Here is a 16,345-nt window from a genome sequence, read left to right as displayed (position 1 = left end):
GTGACAAGTTGAAAGTCCCCATCAATGCGCCCCTTAGTGAGCGCCCACTGTGGGTCGGTTTCTGCCGTTCCTTACGTACCATTCAAAGTGGGTGGGAGGAGCCTCCGCAATCCTCGATTCGATTCCACTGAAAGCCATAAATAGCTGATTTGTTTATAGATACCCTATGAGGTACATCAAAAAATCCACAAAATTCCAGCCCCGCGAAAACCGGGCCCTCACGGCTAACAACCGTCCGTCTGTCTCCGGCACCAGTCAGGTTCCAGCGAAGGCTACCAAAATCTCTGGAACCCCCGTAAAACCCGCCTTCTGGCGGGTTTTTTCGTTATGGCGTTCCGTCGGAATCCGACAGCTCCCTGCCGACTTAGGGGGTTGCGTTTGTGTGAGACTAAATTGCTTGACCGAATAATCGGTAGCGTGGTGCCGGTTTTTCCGTGCTTACGCTCTTAATCAGCAGAATATTGCTGATTCATGCCGTGTGCACTATGCTAATCAGCATTAAAATGCTGATTAATGGTATGGCGATGCCGCTCAGACTCACGATCCAAGCGTTCTCAGAGGGTGCATGAAGCGAGGCAGCGACGCTCACGGTTGAGAAACCCGAGCGTGTGGCTGATGGCCGGTGCCTGGTCGCATACGACAACGACTACATCATCGCGAACTTTGATCGCATGGAAGACCGTTGCGAACGGGCCCTGAGCGTTAACCTTCCGTTGAACTGGGACCACCATGACGTCAAAGGGTATCCCGCATTCCTCTACGACATCATTCCCTCTGGTGCTGCCAGGGACTCTCTTGAATCCCGCTACGGGCGTCTCAAGCCCGAAGGCGTGGATATGGAGCTGTACCTGCTAGAACACTTCACGCCGGCCCCTGTTGGGCATCTGCGCATCAAGGAGTCGGTGGAAGGCCTTCAACCGGATCGGAGCGAAGCTTTCGCGCATGCTGGGTCGTGAACAGGACGAACGAGTTTCTTGAGTACCCGTGAATAACCTGGACAAGCGACTCGTGGAGTGGGGACTGCGATGAAAAAACTACAGCCTGAAGAGCGCGCTCAGCTCGTAGAGGAAATCGTCAAGCGCAATGCGGCGGGGCTCGATCCAATTGGGACATCCATCCGCCGTCTGCGGCTCGAAGTGACTGGGCTTGACCAAGGGACCTTCGCGGCCATGTGCAAGATCTCTACGAAAAGCCTGTACGAACTGGAGAGCGGGAAGTCGAATCCGAAGCTCAGCACTTTGGAAGCCGTGCTGCGTCTCTTTGGCATCCGGATGGGTATGGTGATGACTGCCAAAGATAATCCCACTGCGACGGTCGCCGGCAACAATGTCGGCCAGTTGAAGGCGGGTGGGCCAATCGCTGTGGCCGCACGGCCGGTGGCGAGTCTTTCGCCCCTGGCCAGTTCTTCCGTGGTGGCCGGACCGAAACGAGGGAAAAGCCCTGCGGCAGCCAAAGCGAAGAAGGACGTGTCGAGGCCGGCATCGCCACGGGCACGGAAAAGCAGTCCGGAAAAGTGAGATTGGTGAGGGGGCAAATAAAATCTCACCCAACGGGCGTATTCGCTTTGTGAACCACTGATTCTGTGTGACTACCACCGGTCGGCCAACCCGCGCACTACTGCCACCTTAACTTGCTTGGCCGCCAGTGGTGGCAGTTCCATCACGAAAGGAACTCATCACCGTTCGTAGGTTTTCAGCGCCACGGTGAGCATTTCATGGATATGCGCCCTCAGGGCCAAAGGTTCCAGCACCTCGATATCGGCAGCGTTCGCCATCAGAAACAATCGTAGCCCTTGGGTGTCGCGAATCCTGCAGGTCAGCAACCATTTGTCCCCGTCTTGCAGCAGCTTCTGGTTTTTCTCCAGCGGGTTCTCAGAAAGCCGGTTGTACAGGTTGGGGCTTAGGCGAAGGCGTGTTTTTTGTGCAGGGGAATGGATGGTCAACAAGTCTTTCTGGGCTTCATCTGCATGAATGTCGTAATCCTCCGGGTCGTCGATGATGCGCTTGCCCGGCTCTACCTTGGTAATCCTGTGTAGCATCAGCGCACAGAGTTTATTGGGGCCGTTGCTGCTGTATTTGCCGCGCGGCACGTCGGGACCAGGTGCTTCGCCCAGCCACTGTTCTTCGGCAACATACGCGGAGAGGTAAATATTGGAGTCCTGGTGGGACAAACCCAGTGGTTTGAGTTGGTAAATGCACTCGACACCGTTGGCGTTGAGTGGGCGGTACCAGACTTCAAGGGGCTCGCCTTCGAGGATTGCCATTTGCAGGCGTTCCAGGTGTTTGGCGTTGTACTTGCCCGGCTGTAACACGGTAAACCGCGTTCCGGAAGTAATACGCTTGCTGAAGTTCAGCTTGCGCCGAGAGCCATCATGCATGACCAGTTCGGTGTAGTCCTGCAGGCCCTTCAACTCGTCAGTCGCTGCTTGCAGGCCGAATCGTTCGGCATGCTTGAAAATCGCCGAGAGCGACATGGCGTCTGAAGGCGAAAGCACCAGCGAGTGGCTTCGGCCCACGGCAGACCAGAGCAAGCCTCGTCCGTTTTCCGGGTCTCTTTGCGATTGAACGTACTTAAGCTCCTTCAGCACCGTCAGATCCCTGATGGTGGTTCTTTCGTGATGGTTGTCATCGTCATCCCCGTGACGCCTGACCCAGCCAACAAGCTTCTTGTGAATGGTCGAGGTGGGGACAGGCTTACCCGCTGCATGAAGGATCTGCCGCAGATAGTCACGGCGATGAGCTCGATTGATCATTTAGTTTCAATTCGGACAAGAAGTGTCCCTATTGGAGTGCAACATGCTTCTCGTTGGCAAGGGAAAGACCTTGATCATGCCACTCACACCTCCATCGCAGAGGGTGTGGCGGAGAACAGAGGGCATTGCGATGAGCGACATCGAGAGCGTCAAAGCACTGATTATTGAAAGCGCAGCCGACGGCATCGACGCTGTTGAGCTGCACCGGCGGTTGATGCAGGCGGATGTGAGCCTAGGTGAGGCTGAGGTTCAGACGATCCTGTTGGCATTGCAGGAAGAGGGTCGCCTGATCGGCCAAGAGGTGGAAGGCCAATGGCGGTACACCCGCTTCGACAACAACGACGCTGCAAATGCAGCCCAGGAATACAGCCCGCAATTCGCGGAACGCATCCTCGCCGCTTCGTGCGATGAGTTTGTAGAAATCGATGTAGACGACATGATCCAGATGCTTGATGACATGCTCGCTCAAGCAAGATCTCGCCGAACCGATACCAAGTAAGCGCCTGCTACCGGGCATTTGTCAGCCATCTGAGGAAGTAAACACCATGGTAACCAGTGATGTGACGTCTGCCATTGTCAACGCCAAGCCGGGTATCCAGAAGTATCTGGCTTTGATGAGCCAGGTGGAAACGGTAAACGTCTCGACTGACGCACTGTTTCAGCGTGCGTATAACGGCTTCTATCGTGTGCAGCGGCGTGAGCGTTCCTGGTATGGCGCCTACTACCAGCTCATGGAGCAGTTGAAGGGATCGAAGCCCACGTTTGCCGAGGTTCTCGATCATATGCACCAGGCTACCGGACGTTATGAACCGTCGTTCTCCAGCAAGCTGGTTGCTACGTTGAACCCGCAAAAGCCGGTTTGGGATACGCATGTACTGCGCAACATCAACCGCAAGGCACCTTCCTACCAATCCAGGAAAAAGATCGAGGACGCCAAGGAGTGTTATGCGTACATGGAGGATTGGTACCAAGCCTTTCTGGCGTCCACTGAATGCGCATGTTGGATAGGGCAATTCAACGAACGGGTACCCGAACACGGCAAGCTGACCGATTTGAAGAAAGTTGACTTCATTCTTTGGCAGATGCGCGGCTGACGGGTTGATCTGGGCTGGGTAGGGATCAAGACGGTATCTACAGGGCCCGCGCAAGTGCTGAGGTATGTGTTTGCGCGGGCGGTCTGTATAGCCTGTGGAGGCAACTGTCTTCTTGTCGCGGTCAGGCCATTTTGTACCTGGCTCAGCTCACCGTAATCGCCGCATTCAACACCAACACCACCATCAACCCGACCAAAGCCACGATGGACTGCACCACCGAGATGGTCTTGGTAGCCTCACCCATGGTCATGCCGAACGATTCCTTCACCATCCAGAACCCTGCATGGTTGGCGTAGTTGAAGAACAGCGACCCGCAGCCGATGGACAAGGCCAGCAACGGCAGGTTGAGGCTAGGGTCTGCCCCCGCAAGCGGTGCCAGCAAGCCGGCAGCCCCGACGATACCCACCGTGGCGGAACCGGTAGACACCGAGAGCAACATCGCGATCAGCCAGCCCAGGATCAAGGGCGGGAACGCCGATTGCTGGGTCAGGTGCACAATGGCATCACCCACCTTGGCGCTGGTCAGCATCTCCTGAAAGGCGCCGCCGCCGGCGATGATCATGATGATGGAGGCGATAGGCTTGAGGCTTTTGCCCAGCGCATCACGCAGCTGTTCGGCGTTGCCGCCACGCGCCAGTACCAGGCTGGTGCCGGCGAACAGCACGCCCAGCAGCATGGCGATCAGCGGGTTGCCCAGGAAGCTGGCCATTTCCAACAGCGCATTGCCCTTGGGCAGCAGCATTTCGGCAACGGCATGCACCAGCATCAGGATTGCTGGCAGCAGCGCGGCCAGCATGCCGATGAATACGCCTGGGCGGGGCTGGTTGTCGGCTTTTTCCGTCAGGGTGAACTGGTCCAGCAATGCCTGATCAGGCCGGGTGCTCATACGCTTTGAGATGAACATGCCATACAGCGGGCCGCCCAGAATCATTGCCGGAATAGCCGCCAGGAAGCCATAGAGCATGGTCGGCCCCACCGAGGTCTTGAGTACGGCAATGGCGGTCAAGGGGCCTGGGTGCGGGGGGACCATGCCGTGCATGGCGGCCAGCGCCGAAATCACCGGCACGCCAACGTACACGTACGCCGAGCCTTTGAAGCGCGCCTTGCCTTCCAGCTTGCGCGCCACGCTGAAAATCAGCGGCAGCATGATCACCAGGCCCACTTCGAAGAACATCGGGATGCCGATAACAAAGGCAACCAGCATCATGGCCCAGGGGATCAAGCGGTCCGGTGTGCGTTTGAGGATCACATCAGCGACCTGCTCGGTGACGCCCGCATCAGCCAGGATTTTGCCAAGCATCGCACCAAGCGCGATCACCACGCCGACTGCGCCCAGGGTCTTGCCGGCGCCTGTGAGCAGGTGGGAGACGATGCTGCCTGGCTCCATGTGGGTAGCAAAACCCACGCCGATGGACACCACCAGCAAGGCCAGGAGGGGGTGCATCTTCAGGCGCGACACGATGAGTGCAACCAGCACCAGGACACTGACCAAGGCAGTCAGCAACAGCTGTATATCTAAAGGAGTCATGCAAGGAATCTCGGTTGGGCAGGCGCTCTGGTGGCACTCAGGATTTGAAGGCGGACGATTCGACGTCGAGAGGAATGGCTCTGAGGCCTACGGATGGAGGTTCCGCACACGGCAAATGAGCATTGTTGGGTGGGGTATTCATGGAGCGATTCACCTTGTTATTTGGTCATCTATATGAATCGTTTCAAAGTATTTCGGTTGTGACCGGACACTGTCAAGCGCAGGTGGTCGTCTCTAGAGAAATGCACAGGGCCATTCCTGTGGGGGCGGCCTAAGGGGCGCTCTGTTGTCAGGCATCACATTTGAGTGGCCTTTTAGCCCCGGCGGGCAATACTTCTCTCTATACGCAGGCGTGTTCCTGGTGGCGCGCGCCGCTGGGAGGTGTCTGGTGAACAAACTTTCAATCGTGGGTGCCGGCCTGGTCGGCGAGGCGGCGGCGCAGATCATCGCCCGGGATGAGTTGTGCCGTGAGCTGGTGTTGCTGGACGTGCAGGGTGAGCTGGCGCAGGGCAAGGCGCTGGATGTGTGGCAGGCCGCAATGGAGTCCGGCTCCGATACCCGTGTGTGCGGCGGGGCCAAGGCTGAAATGCTGGAGGGCTCCGAGCTGGTGGTGATTACGGCAGGCGCGCCGCGCAAGCCCGGCCAGTCGCGCCAGGATGTGCTGAGCATCAACCTGCCGATACTGGATGGCATCATGGCGGACATCAAACAGCATGCGCCGGCGGCAACGGTGCTGGTGGTGTCCAACCCGGTCGATGTGCTCACCTATCGTGCCTGGAGCCTCAGCGGCCTGGGGCGCGACAAGGTGTTCGGGCAGGCGGGGGTGCTGGATACCGCGCGGATGAAGTGTTTCATCGCTGAGCAAACCGGTTTCTCGGCACGGGATATCACGGCGTTGGTGCTGGGCGGGCATGGCGACAGCATGGTGCCGCTGATGCGCTACTGCCAGATCGGCTCGGTGCCGCTTTCCCACTTCCTGTCCAATGAGCAGATCGAGCAAATTGTGGAGCGCACGCGTAAGGGCGGCGGCGAGATTCTGGGTTTGAAAAAAATGGGCAGCGCCTGCGATGCACCAGGCGTGGCCATTGCGCAGATGGTGGATGCCATCGCCAATGGGCGAAACCGCATTTTGCCGGCAGTGGCCATTCTGGAAGGGGAGTACGGGCGCAAGGACATTGCCATGGGTGTGCCCTGTGTACTTGCAGAGGCGGGGCTTAAGAGGGTGATCGAGTTGCCGCTGGATGCGCAGGAGCAGGCGATGTTTGATCATTCTGCCGATCAGGTGGCGCGGGATATTGCTGAGATGAAGGCGTTGTGAACGAGGGGATGGTTCTATCGCCGATGAGGTGGTCGACGATAGAACCGTTGGAAACAGTGATCAAATCTTGGCCAGTCACTGTGAAAGCTCATGGGCAATGAGGAGTTGGCTCTTTAGCTTGCGAGCCGGCCTGGCGGCTCAAAATTTGCTCTGGCGTGGTTACCTTACCGTTGCCCATCTTGGCTTCTTTGAGTGCTTGTCGTAGGTCAGATAGATGTTGGCCTGCGTTGAGCTCAATAGCCTTGGCAACACGTTCAATTTTGATGTCGTGCATTTCATTCCACCTTAATGACTAATGCGGTGCCCATCTCGCTGAGTTCGTAACTCGGAGCGATTGAGACAAACACTTGCAATCAGGTGTTTTCATATCACGAAGTGCGAGTTTTGGCTCTATTGATGAGCTAATCCCAGACGTTTCCTACAATCTTGATTCAGTTGGGCAAAGGGTGTTCGAGTAGGTGTAGCGGGATCCACCGAACCCATTTCGGTATGTATGCCTTGGTTTTGCCGAGCTCGAACTGGATAGCATCCCAATTGCCCACCCCATTCATCCAAGCTACTATTGCTAATAATTCCTATTAGCACAACGGCGTCCCCCATGAATGCCCCTCCCAGTGCTCCTGCCCCGGGCCTCGAACTGGAGACCCTCTACCGTGCCCACCACGGCTGGATCCGCCAGTGGCTGCAGAGCAAGCTTGGCAATGCCCATGATGCGGCGGAGCTGGCGCAGGATGTGTTCGTGCGGCTGCTCACCAAACCCCGCGCCTTCAATGACCAGGAGCACGCGCGCGCCTACCTCGGGCGTATGTCGCGCAATGCCTTTGTGGACTTCTGGCGGCGGCGGCGGGTAGAGCAGGCCTATTTGGAAGTGTTGGCCGCCCAGCCCGAGCACCTGGTGCCGTCGCTTGAGCACCAGGCCGTGATCCTCGAAACACTGGAGCAATTGCAGGCGATGTTCGAGCGCATGCCCAAGCGGGTGGCCGAGGCGTTCTTCATGGCGCAGCTACAGGGCATGAAGCAACGCGAGATCGCCGAGCAACTGGGCGTGAGCGAGCGCAGCGTGAACACCTACCTGGCCCAGGCGATGTACCAGTGCCTGCTACTGGAAGTGGACCTGGACGACGCGCTGACATGAGCCGGGCGTCACTCGACCATGCCGTGCTGCAAGCGGCTGCTGGCTGGTTCGCGCGGTTGCACGCAGCGCAGAACGACCCCGCCGCCAACGCACAATGGCATGCCTGGCTGAACGAAGATGCGCGCCATCGGCTGGCCTGGTCCTTTGTGGAAAACATCAACCAGCGTTTTGGCAACCTCGACGGCCAGGCAGAGCAGGCCCGGCAAGTGTTCGACAGCGTTCGCCGTGGCCAGCAATCGCGCCGGGCCGTGCTTGGCAGCCTGTGTGTGGCGGGTGCGGCAGGGGTGTTGGGGTGGGGCGGCTGGCAGCGGGGTTGGGTGGACTCGCCGCGCGTCTGGTTTGCTACCTACAGCACCGGCCTGGGCGAGGTGCGGCCGCTCTCGTTGGCGGATGGCAGCCGGCTGTGGCTGAACGGCGGCACGGCGCTGGATGCGCAGTTCGATGAAAATGTACGGCAACTGCGCCTGTATCGTGGCGAAATCCTGATAGAAACCGGCAAAGACCCTCGTCCCCTGGCCGTCGTGACGCGGGCAGGGCGCATGCAACCGCTCGGCACGCGGTTCAGCGTTCGGGACCAAGGGCTGACAACCACCTTGAGTGTGTTCGAAGGCGCCGTGCAGGCCACCTGTTCCGACAGTGGTGTGCAAACCACGCTGGGCGCCGGGCACATGCTGGTGTTCGACGCGCAGCAGGCCGGCGAGTCGGCGGCTGCACAAGCCTTGCGCCAGGACTGGAGCCGTGGCGTGCTGGTGGCGGAAGACATGCCGCTGTGCCAGGTGGTCGATGTGCTGCGCGACTACCGCCGTGGCCACCTTGGCATTGATCCCGCGCTGAACAGCTTGCGCGCCGTGGGTACTTTCCCGTTGCAGGACACCGACCGCACCCTGGTCATGCTCGAACGTGGGTTGCCCATTCGGGTAGTGCGCACCTTGCCTTGGTGGGTCTCGATCGAAGCACGCTGAAAAATTTTCAAAATTCTTTTTCTGGTTTTGAGGTGCTCATGCGCTTGGTGGGATGACGCTACTTCATCCTGCTTCCGGAAGGACCCCTTTCATGCTGCTTCGCGACTCTGCTTCCCTGCGCCGTCATCCACTGGCCCTTGCCATTTTCCTTGCCCTTGGTGGCCATGTTGCCGCTGCCCAGGCCGACAACACCGGCGCAGCGGCGCAAGGCATGGTGTTCGACATCCCGGCCGGGCCCCTGGCGCGGCAACTGAACCTGCTGGCCAGCCAGGCCGGGCTGTTGATTGGCGGTGATGCCACGCTCACGGCCAACAAGCAGAGCCAAGCGGTTCATGCGACCAGTGTGGAACTGGCGCTGGCGCAGATGCTGGCTGGCAGCGGTGTGGAAGCCGTGCGCACGGGCGAGCGGGAGTTCCAGCTGGTGCGCCAGGCCGAAGCGGCTGCAGGCGCAGTGACCCTGGGGAGCACCACTATCTCCGGTCAGGGCTTGGGGGATGTGACAGAAGGCACCGGGGCCTATACAACGGGTCGAGTTTCCACTGCCACCAAGTTGGCAATGTCCCTGCGTGAAACGCCGCAGTCGGTGACTGTGGTTACCCGCCAGCGTATGGATGACCAGAACCTGCAGAAGCTCGAAGATATTGCCACTTACACACCGGGTTTGTCCTTGCGCAAGACCGGTGGAGAGCGTCCGGAGTTCTATTCGCGCGGTTCGGCCATTGACAACATCATGATCGACGGCCTGCCCGTGGCCTACGACAGCGATACCCTAGGCACCTCGACGCTGGCCATGTACGACCACGTGGAAGTGGTACGTGGTGCTTCGGGCTTGATGGTCGGTGCTGGTAACCCCTCTGGCACCCTTAACCTGATACGCAAGCGCCCGACGCTGGCGCCACAGTTGTCGCTCACCGGCAGCGCGGGGCGTTGGGACGACTATCGGGGTGAGGTCGATGTTAGCGGCAAGTTGAACGACAGCGGCAGCGTGCGTGGCCGCTTCGTCGGTGCCTACCAGGATCGCAACAGTTTCGTCGACGCCTACGGCAATACGCGGCAGCTGTCTTATGGCATCACCGAATATGATCTGGACCCCGCCACTACGCTCACGCTTGGCGCCTGGTACAACCGTGAAGACAACCCTGGGGCTGACTGGAACGGGCTGCCTACTCATCCCGATGGTAGCTTTTTCGACTTTTCGCGTTCGACGCGTACGGCGCCTGACTGGACTTATTGGAACAAGAAGAACCGCAGCGCATTCGCCGAGGTTGAACACCGCTTCGACAATGATTGGAAGCTGCGCTTGAACACCACCTGGTTGCGCGGCGATATGGACATGCTCGGCGGTAGCGTCTACACCGACGAGCACAACGCCTACCATTTGAACATTGGCCGCTATACCTACCAGCATACCCAGAAGAGCTTCGACACCTATGCATCTGGTCCTTTCAGCCTGCTTGGTGCTACCCACGAGTTGGTCGTTGGCGCCAGCTGGCGGCGCGATGAAACCAACGATGGCCCTGGCGGCCCCGGCATTGGTTCGGATGTGATCATCGACCCGCAGCACTTTGAGCCTGGTGCCTACCCCAAGCCGGCCATCGACAACAACTGGTCGCGCTCGGGTCATGAGGAACAATCGAGTGCCTATGCCACGGTGCGCTTCAATCTGCGTGAAGATCTAAGGCTGATTCTCGGCTCGCGTCTGGATTGGTACGAATACGAACAGCTTACTCATTCGGGTGAATACAGTTTCGGTGACGACTACAAGGCCACCCGGGAATTCACCCCCTACGCCGGCGTTATCTACGATCTGAACGACACCTATTCGGTATACGCAAGCTGGACGCGAATCTTCAAGCCACAGGCCGCTCAAAGCGCCAGCGGAAGCTTGCTGGACCCGGTGACTGGCACCAACTACGAGGCGGGTATCAAAGGTGAGTACTTCGGTGGTGCGCTCAATGCCAGTGCGGCGTTATTCCAGCTGGTACAGGAAAACCTCGCCAAGTCACTGCCGGCAGCTCAGTGTTCCCCCGGCGTCAGCGCCTGCTATGAGGCCAGCGGTGAAGTGCGAACCCGCGGTGTGGAGCTGGAAGTGGGCGGAGAGCTGGCGCCAGGTTGGCAGGTGTCTGCCGGTTACACTTACGCTGGAGCGCAATACACCAAGTCCACTTCCTCGGCAGAGAAGGGTGAGCGTTTCGACAGCGACACGCCCTACAACCTGTTCAAGGCCTTCACAACTTATCGCTTGCCCGGTGAGCTGGAGCGCTGGACGGTAGGCGGTGGCTGGCGCACACAGAGCAGTGCTTACACCAGCTTCGGGGTGAAGCAAGGCGGGTACAGCATCACCGACTTCATGCTTGCCTACAGAGCAACGCCGGAATGGCAGGTGCAGGCCAATCTGAACAATGCCTTTGACAAACGTTATTATCAGAACATCAGCAACAGCTGGGGGGCCAACAGCTTTGGTGATCCGCGTAACCTGATGCTGACTGTGCGTTACACCCCTGACTTCTGAGAAAACCTGGCGAACATGGCTATCGTCTAGGAGCGTCGGCTGTTTCGTGCTTGCGATCAATTCTCAACAACGCTAGCATCGCCGCTCCAGCCAACCCAGCACCCACGCGATTCTGTTTTCAACCGCCGCCCATTGGCCAGTGCCGTGCTGGCGGCCAGCTTTCACCCAAGGCAGTTACGCAGGGGTGAACCTGATGACGCGGTATGACGTTACCCGCGACCTGAGCGTGAAGCTCAACCTCAACAACGTGTTCGACAAGACGTACTACGGCTATGCCGACAGCTGGGTGGTGTATGGCGAACCGCGCAATTTCATGACCAGCATGGAATACCGGTTCTGACAGGGGAAACGATGGGGCGCATCACGCCCCATCGCTGGCCGTGTGCCTGCCGGCTACCGCTGATAGGCCTTGCCAAAATGCCGCTCCAGCCGCGCCTGCACCAGCTCCAGCAGGATCGACAGCACCCAGTAGATAACTGCCGCCGTCGTCAGCATCTCCAGATAGCGATAGCTCGATCGCCCATACGATTGCGCAAGGAACATCACCTCCCACACCCCCATGACCGAAATCAGCGATGAATCCTTCAGCATCGAGATGAACTGGTTGGCCGTAGGCGGAATGATCACCCGCATGGCCTGGGGCAGGGTGATGTGCCAGAAGATCTGTGGCGTGCGCATGCCCAGGGCCAGTGCCGCTTCACGTTGGCCCCGCGCTACGCCCAGGATGCCGGCGCGGAAGATCTCGCTCAGGTAGGCGCCATAGTTCAGCGACAGCGCAATGATGCCGGCACTGATGGCGCCAGGTACCAGGCCAAGTTGGGGCAACCCCAGGTAGATCAGCAAAATCTGGATAAGCAGTGGGGTGCCGCGGAAGAACGAGGTGTAGAAGCTGGCGATGCCCACCAGCACCGCGCTGTTCGACAACCGCGCCAGTGCAGCGGCAAAGCCGAACAGTACCGATACCACCATCGAGCACAGGCACAGAAACAGAGTCAGCGCTGCACCTTGCAGAAAGCCGTTAGGCCCCAGCCGGAAGCCGGCAAGGTTCGGAAACTTCTCCAGAATGATCGAAAACTTCAGATCGAAGCTGAGGAAAAACGCAACGAACAGACCGAACAGTGCCAGCCAGGTCAGCAGTAACCGGGTGCGAAAGCCGAACAGGCCGGCGCCCGTGGGCTTGACCACGGGCTTGGGGGAGGGGGGGAAGGTGCTCATTTGCTGATATCGGCGCCAATCCATTTCTGCGAGAGCTTGGCCAGGGTGCCATCAGCCTTCAGCTCGGCAAACACCTGGCGCACTTTGGCATCCCACTCGGCGTCGCCCTTTTCGATGGCCACCGAGTTCGGCTCTTCATACAGCGGGGCGCCGGCCAGCTTGAAGCGCTTGTCCTGGTCCAGACGCGGTTGCGCGGTCACCAGGTTGGTGAGAATGGCGTCCAGGCGCACGCCGGCGCCCAGGCCCAGGTCCTGGAAGGCGACGTTGTCGGTGTCGTATGGCGCAATCTGCACGAAGTCGAAGGGGTATTCGATCTTCTTGTCTTCGTCGCCTTCGATGACCAGGTTCTTGTTCAGGTAACTTTCGTAGCTTGAGGCGCTGGTCAGGCCCACCTTGAGGCCATCCAGGTCCTTGGCGGTGTGGATGCGCTCGTCCTTGGCATTGACCACGATCACGGCAGGTGAGGCGTAGTACTCCACCGGGAAGTCGAACACTTCGCTGCGTGCCTTGCTCGGGGTCATCGAGCAGATGCAGATGTCGTAGCGCCCGCTCCAGCGGCCCGCCGCGATCACGTCCCAGGAAGGGGTTTCGAGGCGCAGCTTGACGCCGAGTTTGTCTGCCACGGCCTTGGCGACGTCCACGTCAAAACCGTCCAGCTGGTTCTGGTCGTTGAGGAAAGAAAACGGCGGGTAGCTTTCCATCAGCACGTTGACCAGTTCCTTGCGCGATTCAACCCGCTCGAGTGTGGCGCCGGCAAAGGCCTGGGAAGCAGTGGCGAGCAGCACGAGGCCTGCACCGAGCAGGGTAGAAAATCGCATGTACATACCTGATATGTTGGGCTAAGGAGTGATAGGGTATTTAATAGTTATAAACGTCCATTAACTAATGAATTTAATTCATAAGAACCTTCAGAGAAGTTATATGAAACAGCGAGCGATGGTGATTCTCGACGGCGGCATGGGCCGTGAGCTGCAGCGCAGTGGGGCGCCGTTTCGCCAGCCCGAATGGTCGGCACTGGCGCTGAGCGAGGCGCCCGAGGCGGTGGTTGGGGTGCACGCAGCGTTCATCGCCGCCGGAGCGCAAGTCATCACCAGCAACAGCTATGCGGTGGTGCCGTTCCACATCGGCGAAGAGCGCTTTGCCAAAGAAGGCCGGCAACTGGCCAATACCGCAGGCCAACTCGCGCGCCACGCGGCAGATGCCGGTCCGCACCCAGTCCGTGTAGCGGGGTCGCTGCCGCCGCTGTTCGGCTCCTATCGCCCAGACCTGTTCCAGCCCGAACGCGTGGCAGAGGTGCTGTCGCCGCTGCTGCAGGGCCTGGCGCCACATATCGACCTGTGGCTGGCAGAAACCCAGAGTTCGGTGGCCGAGGTGCAGGCCATTCACGCCCACTTGCCGGCAGACGGCAAGCCGTTCTGGGTGTCGTTCACCCTGCAGGACGAAGACGCTGATGAAGTCCCGCGTCTGCGTTCCGGTGAGCCGGTGGCAGATGCCATTGCCGCCGTGGTTGATCTGGGCGCCGCCGCGGTGCTGTTCAACTGCAGCCAGCCCGAGGTCATTGGTGCTGCGATCGATGTGGCGCGCGTGGTGATCGAGCAACGCAACGCCGACATCGCGATCGGCGCCTACGCCAACGCCTTCCCGCCGCAGCCGAAGGAGGCTACCGCCAACGACGGCCTGGATGAGCTGCGCGAAGACCTTGACCCGCCGGGCTATCTGGCCTGGGCCAACGACTGGCGTAAACGGGGCGCCAGCATGATCGGTGGCTGCTGTGGTATCGGCCCGGAGCATATTGCCGAGCTGAAACGCAATTTGGCGTGAAGCCTGGCAGGTGGCTGGGCGGCTGCTGCGAGCGCCCGGTCCCCAGCCATTAAAAAAAACGCCACTCAGACCCGGATTCCATCGTTTTTCAGTCTCCTGCCATGTCCTTATAGTCCGCTGAAGGCCGATCCTGAATCGGCGTACACAACTCAGCTGTGCGGGAACCGGATATGAACAACAACGAAAAAATCGAGGGCAATGCAGCGGCCGGTGTCGGTACGCGCGTGGTGTGGGGCGGGGAGCAGGTGCAGCACCCGTACAATGCCACCCAGACCCCGATCGTGGTCAGTGCCGCCTACGGCTACAACGACATCGACGCCTGGTACGACGTGGCTCAAGGCAAACTGCCGGGCTACATCTACAGCCGCATGAGCAACCCAACGGTAGCCACACTGGAATCGAAGCTGTGCGAGCTGGAGCAGTCCGAGTCGGCGGTGGCGTTCAGTAGCGGTATGGCGGCCATCAGTGCCGTGCTGCATACCTTCCTCTCCAGCGGCAAACGCGTGGTATCGACCCGAGACAGCTACGGCGGTACCAACAAGATTTTTGAAGAGTTCCTGCCCCGCATGGGCGTGCAGGTATGCCTGTGCGACACGCTGGACACCGAGGCGCTGGAGCGCGAAATCGCTGCGGGCTGCGACCTGCTGTACCTCGAAACCCCCACCAACCCTACCTTGAAAGTGCTGGACATCCGGCGCTTGAGCGCTGCCGCTCGGCAGGTGGGCGCTGTGGTGGTGGCCGACAATACCTTTGCCACCCCGCTGAACCAGAACCCGCTGGCCCTGGGCGTGGATGTGGTGGTGCACAGCGCCACCAAGTTCCTGTCCGGGCACGGTGACGTGCTGGGCGGTGTGGTCTGCGGTGCGGAGCCGCTGATGGCGCAGGTACGCCACTACCGCGAGATCAACGGTGCGGCGCTGGACCCGTTTTCGGCCTACCTGATCATCCGGGGTATCAAGACCCTGGCTCTGCGCCTGCGCCAGCAGCAGGCCAGTGCGCTCGTGTTGGCGCAGTACCTGAGCACCGAACCCTTGGTCGAGGCGGTCAATTACCCCGGTTTGCCCCAGCACCCTGGCCATGCGATCGCCAAGGCGCAGATGCGTGGCTTCGGCGCCATCGTCAGCTTTGTGCTCAAGGGCGGTATGCCGACCGTTGCGCGTTTGCTGCCACGGCTCAAGTATGCCCACCGTGCCGGCAACCTTGGCGCGGTAGAAACCATCTACGGCCCGGCCCGCACCACCAGCCATGTGGAGAACACCCTCGAAGAACGGCTGGCCCTGGGTATTTCCGAAGGGCTGGTGCGTGTTTCGGTGGGTATCGAGGACACCGAAGACCTGCTGGCAGACCTTGCACAGGCCTGTGCATCGGTGCGCCAGGAGTTGGCCGCAGCAAAGGAATTGCACGGTGACGCGTATGCCGGCCTGGGCCAGGTGCAGGCCTGAGGCTGGCGCGTAGCACTCACCCTTTGTGGTGAGTGCCACTTCATGAAGTCGAACAAAAACAATATGCAAGGCCATTCGCTTCGCTCTGCCAAGACGAGGTCGTTGTAACGTCCTTGCCCGCCCACTTTCATGAGAAACCCACAATGTCCCTGCAAACAACGACAACGAGAAATGCTTCGGCACATGGCTTCAAACAGGACATGCAAACCCGCCATATCGTCATGCTGGCGCTGGGTGGTGTCATCGGTACCGGCCTGTTCCTGACGTCGGGCTACACCGTCAACCAAGCGGGGCCGCTGGGCGCGGTCATCGCCTATGTGCTCGGCGCGATCATGGTTTACCTGGTGATGATGTGCCTGGGCGAGCTGGCGGTACACATGCCGGAAGTCGGTTCGTTCAGCAGTTATGCCACCCGCTACATTGGCCCAGGCACCGGTTACATGGTGGCCTGGATGTACTGGCTGACCTGGACGGTAGCCATTGGCTCGGAATTCACCGCCGCCGGCATTCTCATGGTGCGCTGGTTCCCGGACACGCCGGTATGGATATGGAGTGCGCTGTTCGGG

At 59.6% G+C, this 16,345-nt stretch carries 17 protein-coding genes; 12 read left to right on the top strand and 5 right to left on the bottom strand.

Features of this window, described 5'->3' with window-relative positions; translation table 11 throughout:
* The first annotated feature begins 608 nt into the window (after positions 1–608).
* Together APH36_RS22155 and APH36_RS22150 are read left to right on the top strand one after the other, a co-directional pair.
* Positions 609–956, top strand: a complete 348-nt coding sequence (locus tag APH36_RS22155) for a hypothetical protein (RefSeq protein WP_256219319.1) — start codon at positions 609–611, stop codon at positions 954–956.
* A 69-nt stretch (positions 957–1,025) separates the two neighbouring features.
* Positions 1,026–1,517, top strand: coding sequence for a helix-turn-helix domain-containing protein (locus APH36_RS22150; RefSeq protein WP_060500292.1), 492 nt, complete (start codon positions 1,026–1,028; stop codon positions 1,515–1,517).
* Positions 1,518–1,675: 158 nt separating this feature from the next.
* Here the strand turns inward: APH36_RS22150 and APH36_RS22145 are convergent, their stop codons facing one another.
* Positions 1,676–2,752 (bottom strand): YafY family protein, encoded by a 1,077-nt coding sequence (locus tag APH36_RS22145; RefSeq protein WP_060500291.1) that lies wholly within the window; start codon positions 2,750–2,752, stop codon positions 1,676–1,678.
* Between the two features lie 130 nt (positions 2,753–2,882).
* Here APH36_RS22145 and APH36_RS22140 point away from each other — a divergent pair, with 130 nt between their 5' ends.
* Positions 2,883–3,251 carry a hypothetical protein gene (locus APH36_RS22140; RefSeq protein ID WP_060500297.1) on the top strand — a complete coding sequence of 123 codons (369 nt, stop codon included), beginning with the start codon at positions 2,883–2,885 and terminating at the stop codon, positions 3,249–3,251.
* A 46-nt stretch (positions 3,252–3,297) separates the two neighbouring features.
* Positions 3,298–3,846, top strand: coding sequence for a hypothetical protein (locus APH36_RS22135; RefSeq protein WP_060500288.1), 549 nt, complete (start codon positions 3,298–3,300; stop codon positions 3,844–3,846).
* 142 nt (positions 3,847–3,988) lie between these two features.
* Here the strand turns inward: APH36_RS22135 and APH36_RS22130 are convergent, their stop codons facing one another.
* A complete protein-coding gene (locus APH36_RS22130; protein ID WP_060500286.1) occupies positions 3,989–5,374 on the bottom strand; it encodes a GntP family permease in 1,386 nt (461 codons plus the stop codon).
* A 388-nt stretch (positions 5,375–5,762) separates the two neighbouring features.
* Between APH36_RS22130 and APH36_RS22125 the strand changes: the two genes are divergently transcribed.
* Complete coding sequence (locus APH36_RS22125) at positions 5,763–6,692, top strand: malate dehydrogenase (RefSeq protein ID WP_060500284.1); 930 nt, start codon at positions 5,763–5,765, stop codon at positions 6,690–6,692.
* Between the two features lie 88 nt (positions 6,693–6,780).
* Here APH36_RS22125 and APH36_RS22120 read toward each other — a convergent pair whose 3' ends face one another.
* Positions 6,781–6,966 carry a hypothetical protein gene (locus APH36_RS22120; protein ID WP_177337122.1) on the bottom strand — a complete coding sequence of 62 codons (186 nt, stop codon included), beginning with the start codon at positions 6,964–6,966 and terminating at the stop codon, positions 6,781–6,783.
* A gap of 324 nt (positions 6,967–7,290) precedes the next feature.
* On the opposite strand from APH36_RS22120, the gene APH36_RS22115 reads away from it, so the two are divergent.
* From APH36_RS22115 to APH36_RS31785, 4 genes are all read left to right on the top strand, one after another.
* Entirely contained in the window at positions 7,291–7,827 is a 537-nt protein-coding gene (locus APH36_RS22115; protein ID WP_060500281.1) for a sigma-70 family RNA polymerase sigma factor, read from the top strand.
* Entirely contained in the window at positions 7,824–8,789 is a 966-nt protein-coding gene (locus APH36_RS22110) for a FecR domain-containing protein (protein ID WP_060500279.1), read from the top strand. Before APH36_RS22115 ends, APH36_RS22110 begins: the two co-directional genes overlap by 4 nt.
* Before the next feature lie 91 nt (positions 8,790–8,880).
* Positions 8,881–11,301, top strand: a complete 2,421-nt coding sequence (locus APH36_RS22105; RefSeq protein ID WP_156342182.1) for a TonB-dependent receptor — start codon at positions 8,881–8,883, stop codon at positions 11,299–11,301.
* Between the two features lie 193 nt (positions 11,302–11,494).
* Positions 11,495–11,641 carry a TonB-dependent receptor gene (locus APH36_RS31785; RefSeq protein ID WP_125474411.1) on the top strand — a complete coding sequence of 49 codons (147 nt, stop codon included), beginning with the start codon at positions 11,495–11,497 and terminating at the stop codon, positions 11,639–11,641.
* Between the two features lie 53 nt (positions 11,642–11,694).
* On the opposite strand, the gene APH36_RS22100 is transcribed toward APH36_RS31785, so the two are convergent.
* Together APH36_RS22100 and APH36_RS22095 are read right to left on the bottom strand one after the other, a co-directional pair.
* Positions 11,695–12,516 (bottom strand): amino acid ABC transporter permease, encoded by an 822-nt coding sequence (locus tag APH36_RS22100; RefSeq protein ID WP_060500277.1) that lies wholly within the window; start codon positions 12,514–12,516, stop codon positions 11,695–11,697.
* A complete protein-coding gene (locus tag APH36_RS22095) occupies positions 12,513–13,334 on the bottom strand; it encodes an ABC transporter substrate-binding protein (RefSeq protein ID WP_060500275.1) in 822 nt (273 codons plus the stop codon). The genes APH36_RS22100 and APH36_RS22095 overlap by 4 nt, the downstream gene beginning before the upstream one ends.
* A 118-nt stretch (positions 13,335–13,452) precedes the next feature.
* Here APH36_RS22095 and APH36_RS22090 point away from each other — a divergent pair, with 118 nt between their 5' ends.
* The 3 genes from APH36_RS22090 to APH36_RS22080 form a co-directional block, all read left to right on the top strand.
* Positions 13,453–14,337: a homocysteine S-methyltransferase family protein gene (locus APH36_RS22090; RefSeq protein WP_177337123.1), complete on the top strand. Its 885-nt coding sequence runs from the start codon at positions 13,453–13,455 to the stop codon at positions 14,335–14,337.
* 170 nt (positions 14,338–14,507) lie between these two features.
* The gene (locus APH36_RS22085) at positions 14,508–15,779 is read left to right on the top strand and encodes a cystathionine gamma-synthase family protein (protein WP_060500271.1); all 1,272 of its coding nucleotides are present in this window, start codon (positions 14,508–14,510) and stop codon (positions 15,777–15,779) included.
* Positions 15,780–15,922: 143 nt separating this feature from the next.
* Positions 15,923–16,345 (top strand): amino acid permease (locus APH36_RS22080; protein ID WP_156342180.1); only part of this gene is annotated, 423 nt, incomplete at its 3' end.

This window comes from Pseudomonas sp. NBRC 111133 (assembly GCF_001320605.1).
Classification (GTDB): domain Bacteria; phylum Pseudomonadota; class Gammaproteobacteria; order Pseudomonadales; family Pseudomonadaceae; genus Aquipseudomonas; species Aquipseudomonas monteilii.
This window is presented reverse-complemented; position numbering and strand designations above follow the sequence as displayed.